The 20,927-nt window shown below is 59.1% G+C and carries 12 protein-coding genes; 1 reads left to right on the top strand and 11 read right to left on the bottom strand.

What is annotated here, in order from left to right; all coding sequences use genetic code 11:
• Window positions 1-56 precede the first annotated feature (56 nt).
• The 11 genes from OHL20_RS21470 to OHL20_RS21520 all read right to left on the bottom strand — a co-directional run bounded on the left by OHL20_RS21470 (window position 57) and on the right by OHL20_RS21520 (window position 17,473).
• Window positions 57-1,466: a sigma-54-dependent transcriptional regulator gene (locus tag OHL20_RS21470; RefSeq protein ID WP_263385349.1), complete on the bottom strand. Its 1,410-nt coding sequence runs from the start codon at window positions 1,464-1,466 to the stop codon at window positions 57-59.
• A gap of 17 nt (window positions 1,467-1,483) precedes the next feature.
• A complete protein-coding gene (locus OHL20_RS21475; RefSeq protein ID WP_263385485.1) occupies window positions 1,484-3,340 on the bottom strand; it encodes a TolC family protein in 1,857 nt (618 codons plus the stop codon).
• A gap of 59 nt (window positions 3,341-3,399) precedes the next feature.
• Window positions 3,400-4,095, bottom strand: a complete 696-nt coding sequence (locus tag OHL20_RS21480; protein ID WP_263385350.1) for an ABC transporter ATP-binding protein — start codon at window positions 4,093-4,095, stop codon at window positions 3,400-3,402.
• A 3-nt stretch (window positions 4,096-4,098) separates the two neighbouring features.
• Window positions 4,099-6,603, bottom strand: a complete 2,505-nt coding sequence (locus OHL20_RS21485; RefSeq protein ID WP_263385351.1) for an ABC transporter permease — start codon at window positions 6,601-6,603, stop codon at window positions 4,099-4,101.
• A gap of 11 nt (window positions 6,604-6,614) precedes the next feature.
• On the bottom strand, window positions 6,615-9,137 hold the full coding sequence (locus tag OHL20_RS21490; RefSeq protein ID WP_263385352.1) for an ABC transporter permease: 2,523 nt from the start codon (window positions 9,135-9,137) through the stop codon (window positions 6,615-6,617).
• A 51-nt stretch (window positions 9,138-9,188) separates the two neighbouring features.
• Window positions 9,189-9,899, bottom strand: coding sequence for an ABC transporter ATP-binding protein (locus OHL20_RS21495; RefSeq protein WP_263385353.1), 711 nt, complete (start codon window positions 9,897-9,899; stop codon window positions 9,189-9,191).
• A 64-nt stretch (window positions 9,900-9,963) separates the two neighbouring features.
• On the bottom strand, window positions 9,964-11,223 hold the full coding sequence (locus OHL20_RS21500; protein WP_263385354.1) for an efflux RND transporter periplasmic adaptor subunit: 1,260 nt from the start codon (window positions 11,221-11,223) through the stop codon (window positions 9,964-9,966).
• A gap of 179 nt (window positions 11,224-11,402) precedes the next feature.
• Window positions 11,403-14,066, bottom strand: coding sequence for an ABC transporter permease (locus OHL20_RS21505; RefSeq protein WP_263385355.1), 2,664 nt, complete (start codon window positions 14,064-14,066; stop codon window positions 11,403-11,405).
• Window positions 14,066-14,416 carry a PadR family transcriptional regulator gene (locus tag OHL20_RS21510; RefSeq protein ID WP_263385356.1) on the bottom strand — a complete coding sequence of 117 codons (351 nt, stop codon included), beginning with the start codon at window positions 14,414-14,416 and terminating at the stop codon, window positions 14,066-14,068. Before OHL20_RS21510 ends, OHL20_RS21505 begins: the two co-directional genes overlap by 1 nt.
• Before the next feature lie 67 nt (window positions 14,417-14,483).
• Window positions 14,484-17,132 carry an ABC transporter permease gene (locus OHL20_RS21515; RefSeq protein ID WP_263385357.1) on the bottom strand — a complete coding sequence of 883 codons (2,649 nt, stop codon included), beginning with the start codon at window positions 17,130-17,132 and terminating at the stop codon, window positions 14,484-14,486.
• Window positions 17,129-17,473, bottom strand: a complete 345-nt coding sequence (locus tag OHL20_RS21520) for a PadR family transcriptional regulator (RefSeq protein WP_263385358.1) — start codon at window positions 17,471-17,473, stop codon at window positions 17,129-17,131. The genes OHL20_RS21515 and OHL20_RS21520 overlap by 4 nt, the downstream gene beginning before the upstream one ends.
• A 208-nt stretch (window positions 17,474-17,681) precedes the next feature.
• On the opposite strand from OHL20_RS21520, the gene OHL20_RS21525 reads away from it, so the two are divergent.
• Window positions 17,682-20,837 (top strand): Ig-like domain repeat protein, encoded by a 3,156-nt coding sequence (locus OHL20_RS21525; RefSeq protein WP_263385359.1) that lies wholly within the window; start codon window positions 17,682-17,684, stop codon window positions 20,835-20,837.
• Window positions 20,838-20,927: the final 90 nt, after the last annotated feature.

A 20,927-nucleotide genomic window follows, 5' to 3' on the forward strand; every position in this document is an offset into this window, starting at 1 on the left:
GCTCGAAGCTCAACCGTCTGCCGGAGCGACCTAACGCGAGCCGCTTTCGTCGCGACTCAAAGGCCATACTTCTCCATGCGCCGGTAGAGTGTGCCCCGGCTCAATCCCAGCGCATCCGCTGCATGGCTGACGTTGCCTGAGAAACGCGCCAGCGCCTTCCGAATCAGAATAGCCTCGACACTCTCAAGGCTCATCTCCTCCAGATTACTCGCGCCTGACCGTTGCATATCCGCGTTCAAGCTCAGTCCAAGATCTGCCGCTTCGATGCGTTCTCCTCGCGCCATCAGGACTGCTCGTTCCACCGTATGGTCCAACTCCCGCACGTTCCCCGGCCACGCAAATTGCATCATCACTTGCATTGCTGCCGGCTCAAATCCTTGGATGACCCTGCGGTAGCGCACCGCATATCGGGCGAGAAAGTGACCAGCAAGCGCAGGGATGTCTTCTCGACGCTCCCGCAAGGCTGGCAGACGTATCTCGACCGTGTTCAAACGAAATAGCAGGTCTTCTCGAAAATTCCCCGCTGCACACTCTGCCGCAAGGTTCGCATTCGTCGCTGAAAGCACGCGCACATCGACCTTCTGCGTCTTCGACGATCCAACCCGTTCCAGTTCGCCTGACTCCAGAACTCGAAGCAGCTTTGCCTGTTGCCTCACAGGTATGTTCGCAATTTCATCCAGGAAAAGCGTTCCGTGGTTTGCCAACTCGAAGCGCCCGATCCGATCCGTCCGAGCGTCTGTAAACGCCCCCTTCACATGGCCGAATAGCTCGCTCTCAAAGGTACCCTCCGGGAGCGCACCTGTATTCACCGCCACCAGCGATCGGTCAGCCCGATTGGATAGCCGATGCAGCGTCTGTGCAACGACCTCCTTACCTGTCCCATGCTCGCCAGTAATCAGCACATTCGCATCAGAAGGACCAACCCGCGCCATCAGGTCAAGGACCTGTCGCATCGCCGGCGCAGTCGCAATAAAATCGATAGTCCCCGCAGCCCTCAGAATGCGATTCTCAGCCTCAAGCCACTGCGCTCTCTTCTGGCTCCGATGCAAGTCAAGCTGGGTGCGCAAAACACTCAGCAGGCGAGCATTCTCCCATGGCTTCTGGATGAAGTCGCTCGCGCCACGTCTCATCGCTTCGACAGCAAGATCAACATTTCCCCAGGCCGTCATTACGATGATCGGCAGTTGAGCATCTATTTGCCGAACCTGCGCCACCAAGTCCAAACCTTCCTGACCAGAGGTGGTATCCCTCGTATAGTTCAGGTCGATCAAGGCACCATCGAAGCTGTCGTTCCTCAGTGCATCAAGTGCCAGCGCAGGACTTCGCACCATCTCCAATCGGTAGCCCTCTGGCTGCAGAAGCAGCCGTAGCGCCTCGAGAATATGAGCCTGATCATCCGCAATCAGCAGTCGGCATGGACTCTCCGCGTTGGCCGCTCCCCCGTCCTTCCGCTGCTCGTCCGTCACCGTCTCTCCACTCGCGCCTATTGGCCACCCGACTGTCTCACGGGCGCAATACCAGTCTTCGCCGATTCTATAGAAATATCGTTCGCATCCAGCGTAGACCCCACCGACCGATCGAGTTCAATCTTTGCTTTCTGGTATGCAGTCAGTGCAGCAACCAGCGTCGACTCCGATGCCGCCAAATCCCGGCGCGCTGTCAGTGTCTGGTAATTTGAGCCTGCTCCAAGCTCTTGCTCCTTAGCCGTGATGTCGAAGGTCTTCTGAGCCAGATCGCGACCCTTCCGTGCAGACGTCACTCTCGCTTCGCTCTGCTCCAGAGAATACTGGGCGTTCCGCACCTCAATGCGGATCTGCTTCCGCAATTGCTGCTGTCGCAGCTCCGACTGGCGCGTCTCCAACTCCGCTCGATACTGGTCCGACTTCGCCACTCGGTTCCGCAGTGGAATATTCACCTGCAACCCCACATAGTAGTCGGGAGCGCTGTTGTTGAAGGCATCCGTAACCGCACCACCGAACCCCGTCGGCGCTGTAGAAGTTAGCCCAGCCACCGGATTCTGCAAACCTGCCAGCCCTGTACCGGCATACGATGCCGTCAGAGTCACCGTCGGCAGCAGCGCGTTTCGAGCGGCATCGCGACTCAGGCGCCGATTATCGAGGTCAATGTCTGACTCACCCAATTCCAGTCGGTCATGCAGCGCACGCGTAATGATGTTCTCTGTCCGAAGTCGTCCCACAGCTAGGGTGCCAAGCCCCTGTGTCTGGTCCGCACCAGCCGAGCTCTTGTCCGTTGGACGCACCGGCATCGCTTCCAGGATCGGATCATCCAGATTCTTCGTAAGCGCATTCTTGATCAGTAACTCCTGAAACTCAAGCGTTGTCTTCGCGATAGTCAGGTCCTGCTCACGGCTTGCCACCTCCGCCTCATCCTTCATCACGTCCATTGCTGGAATGGCCTGCAGCGCAAGCTGCTTACGTCCGCTATCCAGAGCCTGCTGTGCAAACTCAAGTGAGCGCGTCTTTACCTGCTCATCCTCGTAGGCCGCAACAAGGTCCCAGTACATATCTGCGATCTGCGTCACCGTAGTCACAACCTGCAGCCTGAAGGCTTCGTCCGAGATGCGTTGGTTGTTCTTTGCAATTCTCAGGAAGCGAAGATTCGGTCCCAGTCCGAACCCGGCAAGCAACTGCTGTTGAACACCGAAGTGATAGTACGTATTCAATGTTGGATTCAAGTAGCTGAACGGACTGTTCGTCGTGGCGCGATTGTTGCTGAACGATGCAGAGAAGGTTGTGCCTGTAGGAAAAGCCTGCACATACCCGATATCACCGACCGTCGTATTCTGCTGCAGCGTGGGAACTCCATAGATCTGTTGATTCGACAACGGCTCCGTGTAGTGCTCGATGTTGAAGTTTCCCGTGATATCCGGATCATAGGACGAAACACTCGTTCCCGTTCCTAACGTAGAAGACACCAGGCCAGAAGCGCCCGCTCCTGCACCGCCTGCACCGCCCGAAGTTCCACCAGCGCCTGCACCGCTCGAGCCTGATCCAAAGCCACCAACACCACCACCCGGGGTGTTCTGGACCACTCCGGTATTTACACCGCGAAACGTACCGCCCGCCTGCGTCCGCAAAATATCGGCCTGCGCAATCGGCAGGTTATAGCGCGCAATCGCCAGATCGAGATTATTCTCGAGCGCCAACGCGACCGCATCGCGCAAGCTCAACTCCAGAACCCCGTTCTGTACAAGCGCATCGATCCTTGCAGAGTTCGCCAGGTTCGGGCGGGGCACCAGGGTCGCCCGATACGTACTGATTGGATTGTACGAATGCGGTATATCCAACCGTAGCGCCGGCGAGGTTGCCACCTGTCCCATTGCTGAGACAGTCGCGAGCAAGATCAAACCAGTACCGCATCGCAAACCCTCCGCCCTCATCAAGACCGAACCTCCGCGAGCAGACCTGCCGTATCGTGCGACAACCAGCCATCCCGTAGCTCGATCACCCTTGTTCCATACGCCGCATTGGCCTCCGCATGCGTCACCTGCACGATGGTCGTACCCTCTTGGTTCAGCTTTCGAAAAAGCTCCATAATCTCCCGCGACTGCTCCGAATGCAGATTACCCGTCGGCTCATCCGCCAGCAGCAGCGAAGGCTTGTGGATCACCGCTCGCGCCACCCCCACCAGCTGCTGCTGCCCCCCGGAAAGCTGGCTTGGATAGAGATCCTTCTTACCCACAATGTGGAACCTGTCCAACGTATCCGCCACAAGCGCCTGCCGCTCCGATCGCGGAATGTCCTTGTAAGAAAGCGGCAGATCGATATTCTCAGCAACGGTCAAATCATCCAACAGATGATAGCTTTGGAACACCATGCCAATGCGGCGTCGAGCTAGCTCTGCCCGCTGCTTGCGGTTCATTGCGTGTACCGCCTGATCCTCGAAACTAAACTCGCCCCGCCATTGGTCATCTAGCATCGCCAGCACATTCAGCAGCGACGACTTCCCCGCCCCGGACGGACCCATCACGGTTACAAACTCACCTTCGCGAATCGTCAGGTTCACCCTGCGCAGCACCCAGGTCTCGGTGTGCCCCGTCTTATAGCTGCGTTCCAGGTTCTTCAGTTCGATCATTGTTTACTCCGTCCTCAATGCTTCCATCGGTTCAATTCCTGCTGCGCGCATTGCAGGAAGAAAGCTCGCTACCAAGGTCGCGGCCAGCATCGCCAACGCGGCCGCGATCAGGGCTGCACTTGTGCTCGAAAGCAACTGCGTAATCGTCCCGCCACCCATATACACGTAATCAGAAAGCACGCTTCCCACAATGCGCGGAACCATGACGCTTACCATTCCACCCACAACCAACCCCGTCCCCAGCAATACGAGGCCACGTCGCATGACAAACGCAAGTACCTGCGTCCGTTGAGCACCAAGCGCCAGCCTGACGCCTATCTCTCGCGTCCGCTGCGTCACCTGATAGCTCAGCAACCCAAACAGTCCAATCATCGTAAGCAGCAGCGCAAATCCAGCGAAGCCTCCCGCAATCCAGGCAAAGAAGGAAGGTCCAGCCACCGTATGGTCGATCACAGCCTGCATGGTCTCGATCTTCGCCACGGGGATATCGACGTCCGCAGCGCTTACCGCCCTCTCGATCGCCGCAGCAACATCCACGTCGCCCGCCGTCCGAAGTGCAAACGTGGTTGGAAACCAGCCATTGATCATCTTCGTAACAACATCCGAAAGTTGAGCGAATGGAGCGTAGATCATCACCTGAGGTTCCTCGGCAAGCGAGTTGGATCGCGTATTAGCGACGACGCCAACGATCGTCATCGGTATCTCTCCCTTGCCACCCATGACCACCTGATGTCCGAGCGGTGACTGCCCCGGCCACCATCGCCGCGCAGCCTCTTCGTTCACCATTGCGACGGGCGCGACACCGGCACGATCCTGATCTGCGACATCACGCCCCTGCAAAACCGACACACCCAGCGTGCGAAAGTATCCTGGCGTAATCGCGCGAAACTCCACCATGTTGTCGTTGAGGTTAGGCTGTTCAACCGGATGGGCCCCGCTGTTCAAACCGCGGTCAAGGGGCAGTCCGTTTACCGCCGCCACTCGCTGCACGCCCGGGTAATGCGCCAACCCAGCTATTACCTTCTGGATAAACCGCTCGGTGTGCTGCGTGCCTGCATATGGTCCTCCTTTCAAGGTTACCTGGGCCACGGTCAGCCGCTCTACCAGCACTCCAGAGGGCACCGCACGAAGTTTGAGGAAGGTTCCCAGCAGAAGTGATGCCGTCGACAGCAATACCATCGCGAGCGCAACCTGTCCTACCATCAGGGCCTTGCCAAGCCGAATCTGTGACACCGACCCACCCATCGTTCCCACCTGCAACACGCGGTTCGCATCCTGCCGAAATACTCCAAGCGCCGGCAACAAGCCAAAGAGAAGTGTCGTCACACAAGCAATCGCCAGCGTTGTAAAAATCGGCAATCCTGTCCCCTGCAGATGCGGTATCGCCAACGGAGAAGCTGCATACAGCAGCGGTGTTCCGAACTTCGCAATCACTAACCCCGCAGCAGCGCCAGCAAGAGCCAACAAAAGACTTTCCACCATCATCAGTCGCAGCATACTGCCACGTGTAGCCCCTAGCGCCGTTCGCAAAGCGATCTCGCGAGCCCGTTGTGACGCTCGTGCCGTCATCATCACGCCAAGGTTCAGGCACGCTACCAGAAGTACGGCAATCACCGCTGCCAGCATCGTAAGCAGACTGGTTCGCGTCTCACTCACAATCACTTCCTGCAGCGGCCAAAGTCGAAAGTCATGGACGACTCCTGGCTGAATTGTCCATCGAAGATAACCAGGAAACAGTTTGTAGTACGGCCACTTAAGTCCATCTAACTCCTGTTGCGCCTGTGCCATGCTGACACCAGGCTTCAATCGTCCAATAGCCTGAAAGTTGTTACCGTCGTATCCCGGGCTTTTCGGTCCAAGTTGCAACGGCGTCCATATGTCCGCGTCCGAGGACTTCCCCGCCTCGCGACCACCGCTCGCCCCCAGACTCAGCGCTGGCATCACGCCTACTACGGTGTACGCGTCTTCATTGACACGGATCGCCGCACCCACGATCTTCGAATCGCTACTAAATGCTCGCCGCCACAGGGCATCGCTCAGCAACACTGCCTTCGGCCCATTGGGCAGATCCTCATCAGCAGTAAACCAGCGACCCAGCGCGGGCCGTACGGCCAACGTCGGAAAATACCCTTTACTCACATGCGTTCCCACTACTTGAAACGCATGCGCCGCATCGCCCGCGCCGATGGAGAGACTTTCTCCGGTCGTCTCGCCATCCGAAACGCCGATCGACACGAAGTTGCGAGTATGCTCCTCAATAAAGTCCGCTCCAGCTCCCGTCAATCGATTGTTTGGCCTTTGTTGCGGAAATGTAAATGCCAGGCCTACCAGCCGATCCTGCTCCGGATACGGCAGTGGCGCTAGCAGCACATCCCGCACCACGCTATACATCGATGCAGTTGCCCCGATTCCCAGTGCCAGCGTGAGGACAGCCGTCACTGTGAATGCCGGAGCTTTCCGCAACTGCCGCAGCGAAAACTGAATATCTTGCATCAACGAAATAGTCACACAGCCTCCTTTTACTCGATCCTCAGTGCTTCAGTTGGCTCGACCTTCGCAGCTCGCAAAGCCGGAACAGCGGAGGCTATCAACACCATCACTGCGGTAACGGCTAAACATCCCACAAGCGTCGCAGGATCAGAAGACGACACGCCGAACAACTGGCTTCGCAGCAGACGCGAAAGCCCTACGGCAACCGGTAACGCAATGAGCACCGCCACACCCGCTACCTTCGCCATGTCACCCACCACAAGCCGCATCACAACAAGCCGTTGCGCCCCAAGCGCCATGCGTATGCCAATCTCTCGTGTGCGCTGCGTCGTCGCATACGCAAGAACACCATACAAACCAATGCCGGCCAGCACCGTTGCCAAGACCCCGAATGACACGGCAAGCAGTGTAACGGTGCGATCGTCTCGTAATACCTCGTCGATCAGTTGGTCCATGGTGTTCATCTCATCCACCGCCAGGTCAGCATCAACCTGCTGCATCGCGTGGCGGACCGCCGTCACACTGTTTGCCGATGCACCCGCTGTTCTCACGTAAAAATACGTTTCACGCACAGCATGAGAGAGCGACTGATCGAACGGCATGTACAGCGTGGGCTCCGGCTGGTCACGGATGCCGGAGTGCTTCGAATCACGAACCACGCCAACGATCTCCGTGTCGAAGACAGGCTTCGACGAAGCGCCGTCCATCAGACGGTGACCCAATGCATTCTGTGCCCTGCCAAAGTAGCGTCGCGCAAAACTTTCATTGACCACAGCAACCTTCGGACCTGCCGCGTTGTCCGACACGTTAAACTGCCGCCCCGCAAGAAGCGGAATCTGCATCGTCAAGAAGTAGGCCGGATTTACAGCGCTCTTTTCGACATCCATCTCGTCATCCGTCGCCGGAGTATACCCATCGACGGAGATGTTTCCACCCTGCGTTGAGCCCGACAGCAGCGGGTCGTCCGTCGCCGCAACGCCTTCCACTCCCGGAATCGCGCCAAGCGAATCCGCAATGCGCTGTTGCAGCGCCGGCATCTTCATCGCGCTATAGCCGGCAAGGTTTGGGTGGATGTTGAAGCTGAGAACATGGCCCGTATTGAAGCCCACATCGACCGCACGCAATTTCTGCATCGTCCTTACGAACAAGCCTGCTCCGACCAGCAGCAGTACGCTCAGGCCAATCTGCAGGCATACGATCATCCTTCGGAGGACCAGCATGCCACCAGAGCCAGTCGAGCTGCTCTCCCTGAGAGCCGTCGTCAGGTTCAAGCGACGGAGCTGCAGTGCAGGAGCCATGCTAAAGCAGAGGCTCACGAGCAAGGCAATCCCGAAGTTGAAGAGCAACACCCGTCCGTCGAGCGCCGCTGAAAAGATGCTCGTCCCATCAGCCTCCGAAAGACTATGAACCAGCACGCGCAACGCAGCAGGCGCAAGCAGCAGACCCGCGCCGCCGCCCAGTACGCCGATCAGCAAACCCTCAAGTACGAGCTGCCCCATCATGCGCCGATCGCTTGCACCAAGCGCTGTTCGTAGCGAGAACTCACGTACTCTCCCAGCCGACCGCACCAGCAATAAGCTGGCGACATTCACTGAAGAGATCAGCAGGACTAATATCGCCATGCCCATCACCACCAGCAGCGGCTTCTGCAGAGCATCTCGGCTATAAGAAAACCCACGCGCGCCCGGTAGAACACGCAGTCGGCTGTTCGTCAGAAAATCCGCAACAAAATGTGGCGACTGGTGGCCGAGCGCCTTCAACTCGTCTGCTCGCAACGCATACCAAAGCGGCGCCACAGAAGTCTGCGCCTGTGCCATAGACTCGCCATCGCGCAACCGTCCCAGGATGTTCATCCAACGATCTTTGTGATTGGTCAGGCGTCGGCCCTGCCCTGGAATTACCTGCTCCAGCATCGACATCGGCACAAACACCCCGGGAGTCTGCCCCCACACCGCGCTGTGAAACCCCGGCGCCGCTATGCCGATCACCTCAAACGGATATCCATTGAGAGACAGACTCTTACCGATCAGCCCTGAGGCTGATCCCAGATGACTCTGCCAGAAATCGAAGGAGAGCACAGCCACCGGATTTGCTCCGGGAGCCGTATCATCAGCCGCACTCAACAACCGGCCCTCGTACGCCCGCGCTCCAAGCACGCTGAAATAGTCCCCACTCACCACCTCTCCATCCGCAAACTGTGCGCTACCCTGCCAGGTCACATCAAGCCCCGCTGGCGAAGTCGCAATAAGTCCTTGGAACGCACGGTTCTGCTCGCGAAGATCGCGGTACATCGGATAGGAAAAATATGCGTCCGCATCGCCACCATGGCTGCTCGTATGCCCTTGCCACGCCTTGCCCGTACCTTCCAGCACCACAAGCTGCTGCGGATCGCGAACCGGCAGCGAACGGAGAAGCGCCTGGTCCAGCAGCGAGAAGATTGCCGTATTGGCGCCGATTCCCAGCGCCAGCGTAAGCACCGCCGTCAACGCAAGTGCAGGTGCTCGGCGAAGCTGTCGAAGAGCAAAGCGAAAATCTTGAAGAATGGTCTGCATCGTGTCCTCTATCGCGCCGCAACGTCCATCACGGTATGGCGCCTGCTGCTCCTAAATCTCAGCCATCAAATGCTGCAACTCACCTTCAGCCACAACCTTGCCGTCGAAGAGGTGCACCTGTCGCTCCGCATGCGCCGCAAATCGTGGATCGTGCGTCACCATGCAAATCGTCGAGCCTTCTTCGTGAAGCTCCTTCAGCAGCTTCATCACGGCCTCACCATTCTTAGAATCAAGGTTGCCCGTAGGCTCGTCCGCAAGCAGGATCGATGGCGATCCTGCCAGTGCCCTCGCCACCGCAACCCTCTGCTGCTGACCACCTGAAAGCTGCGCCGGATAGTGCCGCATCCGGTGCGCCATATTCACTCGCTCAAGCGACTCCTGCACTCGCTTCTTGCGCTCAGCGGAAGGCATGCCTGCTCGGTAAGTCAACGGAAGCTCCACGTTCTCCGCCACCGTGAGATCGCCAATCAGATTAAAGCTCTGGAAGATAAATCCGATCTCCTGATTACGAATCCGCGAGCGATCCCCAAAGTTCAGATTCGCAACCTCCTTCCCGTTCAGCATGTACCTCCCCGTAGTGGGTGTATCCAGCAGCCCGATGATGGACAGCAGTGTCGATTTACCGCAGCCCGAAGGCCCCGACATAGCCACGTATTCACCCCGTGAGATCTCCAGGTGAACCCCCGAAAGCGCATGCGTCTCAATCTCGTCCGTGTAGAAGACCTTCGTCATTCCTTCAATCGAAATAATCATCTGGCTCATCGTTCCCTCACACCTTTCACTACAAATCTCATAACCTGAGCAAAGCTGAAGACCTGGCAGCCCATCACTCCAACCGAATCTTGTCCGTACTGTCCCATCGACTCATGTCCGAAAGAATCACCATGTCCCCGGCCTGCAGACCCTCCAGCACCTGGATGCTGTTCACCGAAGCCCGTCCGACCTTCACCGGAACCCTTACTGCGGTCTTGCCATCGGCCGCCAGCTTGAAGAGGTTAATCGTGCTGTTCTCATTTCCGAATGCAGGCCGTCCAACAAACACCACATCCGCCATCCGGTCGAGATCGATCGTTCCATCCACACTCAGGTCCGGTCGTGCACCCTGCGGCAATGCTCCGGCAAGTTCAACGTCCACCGTCACCGTTCCAGCTACAACCGCTGGATCGATACGCGTCACCTTCCCGTCAATTACACCGTTATGCGTATCGATCTCCGCTGGCTGGCCAATCTGGATATCCCGCGCCTGCGTCTCTGCAATCTTCAAGCTCGCCTTCAACTGGTCCGTCTGCACCACCTTCGCCAGCGTCGTACCAGGCGCTACATGCTCTCCCACCTGGAGCGGCAGGTCCACCAGTGTTCCACTGATTCCGGCCCGAACACTAAGCGCATCCAGTTGCTTCTGCTTCAACCCCAGGAGAGCCTTGGCCTGATCCACCTTTGTCTGTTGCACCGCCATCTGAGTGGCAATTGCCTTCTCGTTCAGCGTCAACCGCTCACCCTCAAGATTGTTCCGCGTCGTCAACTCATCCGCCTTGCCCTTGGAGGCGCTATACGTCAGTCCGCTGATCACCCCAAGATCAAACAGCGACTTGTCCGTCTGCGCCTGCAACTGCGCCTGGTGATGATCCGCACCCACCGTAGCCGCAGCAGCCTTCTGCGTCATTAGGTCGCTCTGCAACTTTGCTCGCGTGTTGGTGAGGTCAGCTTCGGCACCCTTCAACTGCAACTGCGCATCCAGCAACTCCTGCTGCACGGTCGGGTCGACGAGGTCCATCAGCAGCGTATCTGGCTGCACCTTCGCACCGGGGAGCACCCGTATCCGCACCACGGTCGCCTCTGTCTCCGCCGGGATCAACCGAATCTTGTCCTCACGCGGAACCAGCGAGCCCGGCCCTCGCACCTGCCGCAGCAGGGGCCCTCGCTTTACCGTATCCGTCCAGATCGTCGCTCGGTCCACCTCTGGCGACGCAGGCTTCAGCCGACTCACTACAAAGCCGACGCCGCACAGGGCAAGCACTCCGCAGACCCCAAAAATCAACTGCTGCCGCAACTTTTTACGCTTGATATCAGGTCTAGAAATATCCATCACGGCGCTCTCTGTTGCACGTACCTACCCAAACATTGCTACGTCCTATCAACTACTTAGCCCTTTGAACCACGTGCGAAGTGTCCACCCCTGCAACCAGCTGTCCATTCCCGGACACCGTCCATACGCAAAAACGCCTACCCGCGCTCGAGCTGCGGGTAGGCATTTCTACCATAGAGCTAAGTGTTACGAAGCGCCTGCATAGGATCGATCCGTGAAGCACGCCGCGCCGGAACGTACCCAGCGAGCAGCGACACAACGCCAAGCAGCACAATCATCGCCGCAAAGGTCAATGGGTCACTTGCACTCGTCCCAAACAGCAGCGAAGCGATAAGCCGGGATGTGAGAAACGAAGCTACTGTCCCCACAGTGATCCCGATTAGCGCTAGCCGCAGCGTCCGAGAGATCACATCCAACTGCACCCGTCCAAGCGTCGCACCCAACGCCATGCGAATCCCGATCTCCTGCGTCTGCCGTGTTACGGAATAGGAGATGATCCCGTAGATCCCCAGTGTAGCCAGCAGCAGTCCCAGGCCGGCGAACGCTGCCACCAGCAACACAAAGAAGCGCCGTGGCGAACTGGCCCGATCGACTAACTCCTGCATCGGTCGGAGTTCCACTCGCGGCTGTGCGGGATTCAATGATCGCAGCACCGCCATCACACTCGGCGTCAGCGTAGCCACAGGCAGCTTCGAACGGATCACTAACTGCGCCCCATCAGGACTCTCCTGCGATGTCGGCAGGTACATCTGCCAGCCCGGTTCCCGCTCCGCACTACTCTCGCGAACATCCGCCACCACTCCGATCACAACCTTCTCATTACTACCGGTCTGCGCCGCACGGCCAATCGGGTCCTCCCCCGGCCAAAGTTTCCGCGCCACCGTCTCGTTGATGATGACGCCCTTCTCCGAGGTCGCCGTATCGCTCCACGTAAAGTCACGCCCCTCCACAAGCCGTATTCCAGCCGTCCTCAAGTAACCCGGCGTGACGATATAAACGAACGTTGCCTGCAGCTCACCCTTGCGATACTCGTGGCCCTTCGCGCGAATACCCCAGCTTCGATTCCGATCCAATGGAAGGTTATCCGAGACACCCGCCATCTCGACACCCGGAATCTGTTGCACGCGGCCAATCACATCGCGAAAGAAGGCAGTACGGTCTGCCGGCGAAGTGTTCCCCGCACTATCCAACCGAATCGCATCGAAGTCCAACTTGATCGTCGCGGCGCTGTCCGCCCGAAATCCCATATCAACGTCAAGAATATGCAGGAAGCTCCGCAGCAGCAGCCCCGCCCCTACAAGCAGCACGCACGCCAGCGAAATCTCCGATACCACCAGCATCGACCGCAGCCGATCCTGACCGCGTGCCTCACTCCCGCCTCGACCGGTACTGTTCAGCGCCTCCATCAAACTCGTGCCAGAGATCCTCAGGCCCGGCAGCAATCCAAACAGAACCGCCGACAGCAGTGTGATCCCAAGAGTCCACCCCAGCACCGATCCATCGATCCGTAGACTACTCAGAAGCGGCAGCGCAATCGACCCCTGGTGTGCCAGCCACGTGATCATCGCCCACGCCAACACCAGTCCCAGCAGCGCTCCTCCACTCGAAAGCACAAGGCTCTCCGTCAGCGTCTGCCGCACCAGCCGACCAGCGCCGGCCCCCAGTGCCTTCCGCAACGCAAACTCCTTACTCCGCGTTGCCGCGCGAGCCAATAGGAGGTTTGAAAGGTTCACGCATACGATCAGCAGGATCAGTCCTACAGCTGACCAGAGAACTACCAAAGAACGACGCAGCTTGCCGCTCACAAACTCCTTCAATCCCGTCAACGTTCCCGTATACCCACCCGAGGAGTTCGCAACCGTCAACCGGAAGTACAGCTTCGGAAACAGAACATCGGCTTCGCTCTGCGCCTCCGCCAGCGTCACCCCCGGCTTCAGCCGGCCGAAGATCGCGATCGTATTCCCATCATCCCGAATGTCATCCAGCACCGACGGCACAAACGCATCAATCTTTGTGCCCGGCGCAAACACCGAACCAAAATCAAACGTCTCCGGCAACACACCTACTACCGTAACCGGCACTCCGTTCAGGCTGATAGCGCTCCCAACAATCGACCGGTTCGACGAGAACTGCCGCTTCCAGAATGAATAGGAGAGCAGTACCGCCGCGGGTCCATTCTTCCGGCACTCTTCCGCCGTAAACAGGCGTCCATAGAGAGGCTGCACCCCGAACATGTGGAAGAAGTTCTCCACCACCGGCAGCCCTGAAAGTGGCACCGGCTCCCCATAGCCTGTCAGCTTGAAGTTGTCGCTTCCCGAGAATCCAAAATACCCGGTCACCTCTTGGAACGAACGGTTCTGATGCTGAAACTGGTCGAACGCATCCGCTGAATACGTAGCGCTCGACATCCCACCCTTCGGATCGACACTACCCACCCGCACCAGTTGTTCGGGCGCAGTAAACGGTAGCGGGCGCAGCAGGATTGTATTCACCACACTGAAGACGACAATATTCGCCGCAATCCCCAGCCCCAGAATCAGCACTGCAATCACCGTAAACCCACGATCCCGGACCAGCGTCCGCAGCGAGTAGCGGAGATCCTGCGCCAGGATCTCAATCTGCGGCAATCCGCGCTCTACCCTTTGCTCCTCCTTCGCCCGCTCCACGCCGCCAAACCGCAACATCGCCTGACGACGCGCCTCACCCGGAGACATACCTTTCGCAAGATTCTCCTCAATCGCAAACTCAAGATGGCTCGCGATCTCAGCCTCAAGGCTCTGGTCGAGCGAACGCCTTTGAAAGACCGCACCCATACGCTGGAACAGACGGCTGAAGGATCCCATCACTCGCCACCTTCCGCTTGCATCGCCAGCACTCGCCCCATCACCCCGGCAAGTCGGCGCCAGTACGCGACGTCAATGGCCATCTGCTTGTGCCCGCTCTTCGTGATCGAGTAGAACTTCGCTTTGCGATTGTTATCCGACGTTCCCCACTCCGCAGCGATCCGTCCTCGCTGCTGCAACCGCACCAGCGCCGCATAAATTGTTCCCTGGTTCAGCAGGATCTCTTCCCCGCTTACCTGTTCGATCCGCCGTGCGATCCCGTAGCCATGCAGATCGCCCATCGTCGCCAGCGTCTGCAACACCATTAAGTCCAAAGTCCCTTGCAATAAATCAAGCTTGGTCTCAGCCACGACAACCTCCTGTGGTAACGCCACACAAGCATGTCACAACTCATGTGGCAACGCAACAGGAAAGCCTCTACTCCGACCGCAAAGCCTCCTGCGGACTGATCGAAGCCGCCCGGCGCGCCGGCACATAGGCCGCGAACATCGCCGACGTTCCAAGTAGTAGAGCCACCGTAGCCAGCGTTCCCGCATCCCACGCCTGCACTCCAAACAGCAGACTCCGCAGCAGCATCGCCGCTCCCACTGAACACACCACACCGGCCGCTATTCCCCACCCGGCCAAACGCCCAGCCTCACCAAGAATCAACCTGTAGACCGCCGACCGTTGTGCTCCAAGCGCCATCCGGACCCCAATCTCCCGTTCCCGTTGGCTCACCGAATACGCAATCACCCCGTAGAGGCCAAGCGTACTCAGCAGCAGCGCCAACCCTGCAAATCCAGTAACCATCCACGCCGACGACCGGTGAAGATACGCCGACTGCGAGTCGCTGATGTACTGTGTCATCGTCTCCTCCTCAACCACGCCGACGCCCGGATCAATCGCATGAATAGTCGGGGCAAGCACAGGCAGCAGCGTGTTCACATCCTGCTTGCTGCGAACAACCAGGGCGAACTGAGAGTCGGTATTCTGGTCGATGGGGTAGTACACCGCCGGCACAATCTCAGCATCCAGCGAAGCCTCGCGCAGATCGTCCACAACACCGACAATCTCCTTGATCGACTTCGGTGTCAGCTCCGTATCTCCCATCCTCTTTCCAACAGGATCTTCGTTCCCAAAATACTTCTTCGCAAAAGCCTTATTGATGATGGCCACCAGCGGCTTTCCCGCGTCCTCATCCTCTATAAAGAAGCGCCCGCGCACCAGCTTCGTCTGCAGCGTCGTGAAGTAGCCCGCGCTCACATCCCTCTGATTCACTTCTATATGTTTGCCGTCATACGGCCGCCCAACAAAGCGAATCCAGTCCGTATTACAGTTGCACGATGTCGGAATAACAGTCGTAGCACTCGCCGAAGTAACTCCCGGCAGATTTCCAACACGCCGCACGATCTCGCGGCGAACCGCAACGATCTGCGCATCCTTCGCATACACCGCATCAGGCAGCACCACCATCGCCGTCGCAAGATGCTGCGGTTCAAAGTTCAAGTCCACATGCAGCAGGTGGTAGAAGCTCTTACCCAGCAGACCCGCACACACCAGCAGCACCACCGCAACCGCCAGTTCAAGAATCACCAGGTTCGCTCCAAGCCGCCGCCAGCCCCGGCCAGACGAACCGCGCGCCCCCTCCGTCAAGCCCTCCCGCATCTCCACAGAGGAAAGCCTCGACATCGGAGTAAGTGAGAACAGCACCGCCGCAATCAAAAATACAGTCATGATGAATCCGAACACCCGCAGGTTCAGCCCCATCCCCTCCAGATACGGCATGTGGATAATCATGTCTCGCGATACCAGTTGCACCAGCACCCGCGCCAAACCATAGGCCACCGCCATCCCAAGTCCGCTGCCAATCAACGCCAGGATCAAGCCCTCGGTAATGAACTGCCGCTTCAGCCTCCAGGGCGAAGCCCCAAGCGCACCGCGCACCGCGATCTCCCGCTTCCGGCTCTCCGACCGCACCAGCAGCAGGCTCGATACATTCACGCACGCGATCAGCAGCAGCAGCCCCGCGCCAGCAAGCAGAGTCAGCAGGATTGGGCGGATGTCCCCAACAATCGCCTCCGAGAGCGACATCACGCTCACTCCCTGACCACGATTGGTCACCGGATACTCTCGCTCCAACTCCTCTGCAATCGTGATGATGTTCGCCCGCGCCGTCGCCACCGAAACACCATCGTTCAGCCGGGCAATTCCCGTCAGGTTATGACAGCTCCGCCTCAGCGAGCAGGAATCGGTAGCGTGCAGCGCCGTCCAGAACTCCGCATTGTTGCGAGGTGCAAACTCAAACGTCTTCGGCATCACGCCAACAATGGTGTACGGAATACCGTTCAAGGAAACAGCTTCCCCAACCACACTCTTCCGTCCGCCGTAATATTTTTGCCATGCCGGAAAACTCAGCATCACGCTCATAGGCCCACTCGGAAGATCTTCTCCCGCATAAAAATCGCGGCCGAGTAGCGGAGCCACGCCAAGCGTTCGAAAGAATCCGTCCGACACCATCTCACCCGGTACCGGCTCTGTACCCGAAGCAGTCTTCAGCAAGTAGGCAGTGGGCCGAAACGCCTCCATCGACTGGAACTCCCGGTTCATCCGTTTCCAGTCCAGATAGTCGAGATATGAGAGATTCGCTCGCGGCATGAACGACACGCTCTCCGTCACCTCCACCAACCGATCAGGCTTCGGGTACGGCAGCGGCTTCAACAATGCCGCGTCCACAAACGCAAAGATCGCCGTACTCGCCGCAACCCCTACCATCAGCATCAACACCGCAAGAACGGAAAATCCCGGGTTCTTCCGAAGCTGCCTCCCCGCGAATCGCAGGTCCTGCATCAGCGTCTCTAGAAACGGTACGGTCCCCCGCTCGCTATAAGCCTGCCGCGTTTTCTCAAGTCCTCCCAACTTCATCAAGGCCGCTCGTCGCGCCTCGAAAGCCCCCATGCCAGCACGCAGATTCTCCTCAACCTGCAACTCAATATGGTTCTGCAATTCAAGATCAAACCCGGCTCTCCGTTGCTCCCGCGAGAACATTCCAGCCACACGCATCAACCACGCCCGCAAGCTCTTCATGCCGGATCCTCCGTCTTCTCAAAGAACCTCGCCACGATCGACGTAGTCTGCTCCCAACTCATCGTCTCTCGCTTCAACTGCCGCCGCCCCGCAGCCGTCAGCGTATAGATCTTCGCCTTCCGGTTGTTCTCCGACAACCCCCACTCCGAGCGAATTGAACCCTCCTGCTCCATCTTCAGCAGGGCCGGATACAGCGTCCCATAGTTCAGCGAGAGGAGATCACCGCTAGTCTGCTCAATTCGCCGTGCGATTCCATATCCATGCTGCGGCCCAAGGATCTCTAGCGTCTTCAGAACCATCAACACCAGCGTCCCCTGCCACACATCCGCCTTGTCACCCATCACCACTCCTATGTCTTACCAATAGGAGTATGGCATCTTTCTATGGGAATGCAATAGAAGAATAAAGTCGACCCACGCGACTGCACAGAGCGCCCCCGACGCTTTTCCACTTCATCTTCCACTGCCGGAGAGGCGAGAAATAATGACGCAGGAGCGTTGCTATGCGATACAGTAGCCGCACACGATCCCAGGCACTAACGGAGTTCTCATGTTTCGTACCATCTGGCGGCCCCTCTCGACCCTGCTCTGTGCCGCAAATTTTGCACTATTCTCTGTAGCTGCCTCCCCGGCTCAGTCTCTCCCTGCTCAAACCAACCGCGTTACAGTGGCGCCCAAAGCAAACGCCATCACCCGCCTCGCCGGGCATCTTCCCTCCTGGGCAACCGCCGCAATCGCGAACGACGCCGGTCCAGTTCCCACCGCCGCACCCCTCCGGCTCACCTTCGTTCTTTCCCGCTCGGCAGAGCGACAAGCTGCCTTCACCCAACTCCTCGCCGACCAGCAGAATCCAGCCTCTCCCAGCTTTCACCACTGGCTTACTCCACAGCAGATCGGCGATCAGTACGGTCCTACCCAGCACGATGTAGACAGCCTCGCCGCGTGGCTGACCTCCCAATCCTTCACCATCGTCGAGACCGCACCCAGCCGCACCTTCATCACCATCGCCAGCACCGCCGGTACCGTGGCCACCGCCCTTGGTACCGGCTTCCGCTACGTCAATCTCCCCGAGCCTAACTATCAGGACGCTGCGCTACAACTCAAGCCGCATCTCACCGCCACTGCCGCCCCCGCCATCCCTACTGCCTTCGCCGCCCTCGTCACAGCAATCGACGGACTGAGCGACATCCCGGCCTATCCCATGCTCCACATGGACACCACGCAGACGCAACCCGGTCCCGGTGACCCACCCCAGCTCAACTCCAACTCCGGCAGCCACTATGTCACTCCCGCTGACTTCGCCATCCTCTACGACTTAAACCCCATCTATTCCGCCAGCCCCGCCCTCACCGGCACCGGCCAGAAGGTGGCGATCATTGGCCGATCCCAGATCAACCCCATCGACATCAGCGCCTATCAGGCCATCGCCGGCCAGCCCACGAAACAGCCGAACCTCGTCGTCCCGCCAAACGGGGCGGATCCCGGTCAGACTGGCACCGGGGATCAGGGCGAAGCCACCCTCGACGTCCAGCGCGTCCTTGGCACCGCGCCCGCAGCCCAGGCCGACCTCGTCGTCAGCTCCACAGCTACCGGCGGCATCCTGACCGCCATGCAGTACAACGTCCAGACTCTCCTGGACCCGGTCATGACCATCAGCTTCGGCTCTTGTGAGGCTCTCGTCAGCGCCTCGACCATCGCATCGTACGACGCCCTCTTCTCGCAGGCCGCCGCCGAGGGCATCTCCGTCTTCGTCTCGTCTGGAGATGCCGGTGCCGCCGCCTGTGACACTCATGGTGCAGCCCCTCCCGCTGCTCAATTCCTCAGCACCAACTATCTTTGCTCCAGTGGCTACGTCACCTGTGTCGGTGGAACCGAGTTCGCCGACTTCACCAGCCCTGCAACCTACTGGTCCGCGACTAACGGCACCGGCCACGTCTCGGTCCTCAGCTACATCCCCGAAGGCGCCTGGAACGATCCCACAGTCACGGACAGCAGCGGCAACGTCACCACCTACATCTCCTCGACCGGCGGCGGTGCCAGCATCTACACTCCCAAACCTGCCTTCCAAACCGGCGTAGGAGTTCCCAACGACGGAGCCCGTGACACCCCCGACATCAGCTTTAGTGCCGCACGCCACGACTACTACTTTGGTTGCTACGCCTTAAGCGGAGCCTCGTGCGTCCCAAGCAACACTGGATCCTACAGCTTCACAGGCTTCGCGGGCACCTCCGCTTCCGCGCCCTCCATGGCCGCGATCGCCGCCCTGCTCGATCAGAAGCTCGGCGGCCCGCAGGGCACCGTCAACTCGCTCCTCTACCGCCTCGCCTCCAGCACGCCCGCGGCCTTTCACGACACCACCACGGCATCCAGCGGCGTCGCCAACTGCACCCTCGCCACCCCTAGCATGTGCAACAACAGCACCCCCAGCCCCACCGCTCTCACTGGAGGCCAGGCAGGCTATGCTCTCACCACAGGCTATGATCAGGCCACAGGCCTCGGCTCGCTCGACGTGGCCAACTTCATCTCCGCCGCCACGAAGGCCACATCGGCCGCTTCCACCACCCTCACGCTAAGTGAGATGAGTGCAACCATCAACCCCGGTCAATCCGATACCTTCACCGCAACACTCACCTCGTCCACAGCGGGCAGCCCCACCGGAACTGTCCAGTTCTACGCAAACACCACACCGCTTAGCAATCCTGTCACGATCAACGGCGGATTAGCCGTACTCACCACGCAACTCACCGCCGCAGGAGGCTTCACCATCACCGCCGTCTACAGCGGTGACGGCAACTTCGCCCCCTCCACCGCTCCGGGTATCCCCCTCACCGTCACCGGCCAGATCAGCATCACGAGGATCGGCACCACCTCAAACAGCATCCTTGTCAACGGTGCCGACACGTTTACCGCGACCGTAAGCTCCGCCGGCAGTGCGACCGCCACCCCGACCGGCCTCATCGAGTTTGTTCAGAGCGGCTCCCTCGTCGCTACCGTCCCACTCGTCAACGGTCAGGCCAGCACCTCCAGCATCAGCTTTCCAACAGCAGGCACAATCCCCGTCTATGCCTTCTACCGGGGTGACACGACCTACGGATCCTCGTCCTCCACAGTTCTCAACATTGCCGTGACCGCTCCCGCGCCGACCTACCAACTCTCCGCAAGCCCAACGACCCTCACCCTCTCTGCCGGAGCGAATGGCCTCGCCACGGTCACCATAAACGAGACCAACTTCGCCGGTGTCGTCAACCTGACCTGCGCCGTCACCTACAACGGCACCGGAACCGTCAACTTCCCGCCTACCTGCAATCTCGCCAGCAACGCCGTCACCATCAACCAGGCACCGGGATCAACCGCCCTGACCATCGCCACCACTACACCCCACACCAGCCTGCGAAGTGCAGCACAGCGCCCCTCGCCCCGCAGCAGCATCCTCGAAGCCACCGGCGCGACTCTGGCGTGCCTCCTGCTCTCCTTGGTCCCGATCCGCCGACGCAACCCCTGGAGAGCTCTCTCACTACTCCTCATCCTCAGCGCAACGCTAGGCGTTCTCTCCGGCTGCGGCGGCTCGAGCAGCCCGGCGCCCCTACCAACACCAACCCCTATTGGCACGACCACCGGCAGCTACACCGTAACCGTTACTGCCTCATCCGGCGTAACCGGAGTTGTCGCACCCGCACCCCTAACCATTGCCCTCACCATCGACTAACCACATAACAGACGAGCGCAGTTGCACCAGATGCAACTGCGCTCCCTGCTACCGCACGTCAACCTGACAAGTGCGCCCGCCTTTTGTCAG

The sequence above is a fragment of the Granulicella arctica genome (genome assembly GCF_025685605.1).
GTDB classification, from domain to species: domain Bacteria; phylum Acidobacteriota; class Terriglobia; order Terriglobales; family Acidobacteriaceae; genus Edaphobacter; species Edaphobacter arcticus.

Coding starts and splice junctions, on each gene's coding strand:
- OHL20_RS21475 (WP_263385485.1), bottom strand. CDS start 3,340: ATGGGACAGGTGGCAACCTCGCCGGCGCTACGGTTGGATATACCGCAT.
- OHL20_RS21480 (WP_263385350.1), bottom strand. CDS start 4,095: ATGATCGAACTGAAGAACCTGGAACGCAGCTATAAGACGGGGCACACC.
- OHL20_RS21490 (WP_263385352.1), bottom strand. CDS start 9,137: ATGCAGACCATTCTTCAAGATTTTCGCTTTGCTCTTCGACAGCTTCGC.
- OHL20_RS21495 (WP_263385353.1), bottom strand. CDS start 9,899: ATGAGCCAGATGATTATTTCGATTGAAGGAATGACGAAGGTCTTCTAC.
- OHL20_RS21500 (WP_263385354.1), bottom strand. CDS start 11,223: ATGGATATTTCTAGACCTGATATCAAGCGTAAAAAGTTGCGGCAGCAG.
- OHL20_RS21505 (WP_263385355.1), bottom strand. CDS start 14,066: ATGGGATCCTTCAGCCGTCTGTTCCAGCGTATGGGTGCGGTCTTTCAA.
- OHL20_RS21515 (WP_263385357.1), bottom strand. CDS start 17,132: ATGAAGAGCTTGCGGGCGTGGTTGATGCGTGTGGCTGGAATGTTCTCG.
- OHL20_RS21520 (WP_263385358.1), bottom strand. CDS start 17,473: ATGGGTGACAAGGCGGATGTGTGGCAGGGGACGCTGGTGTTGATGGTT.
- OHL20_RS21525 (WP_263385359.1), top strand. CDS start 17,682: ATGTTTCGTACCATCTGGCGGCCCCTCTCGACCCTGCTCTGTGCCGCA.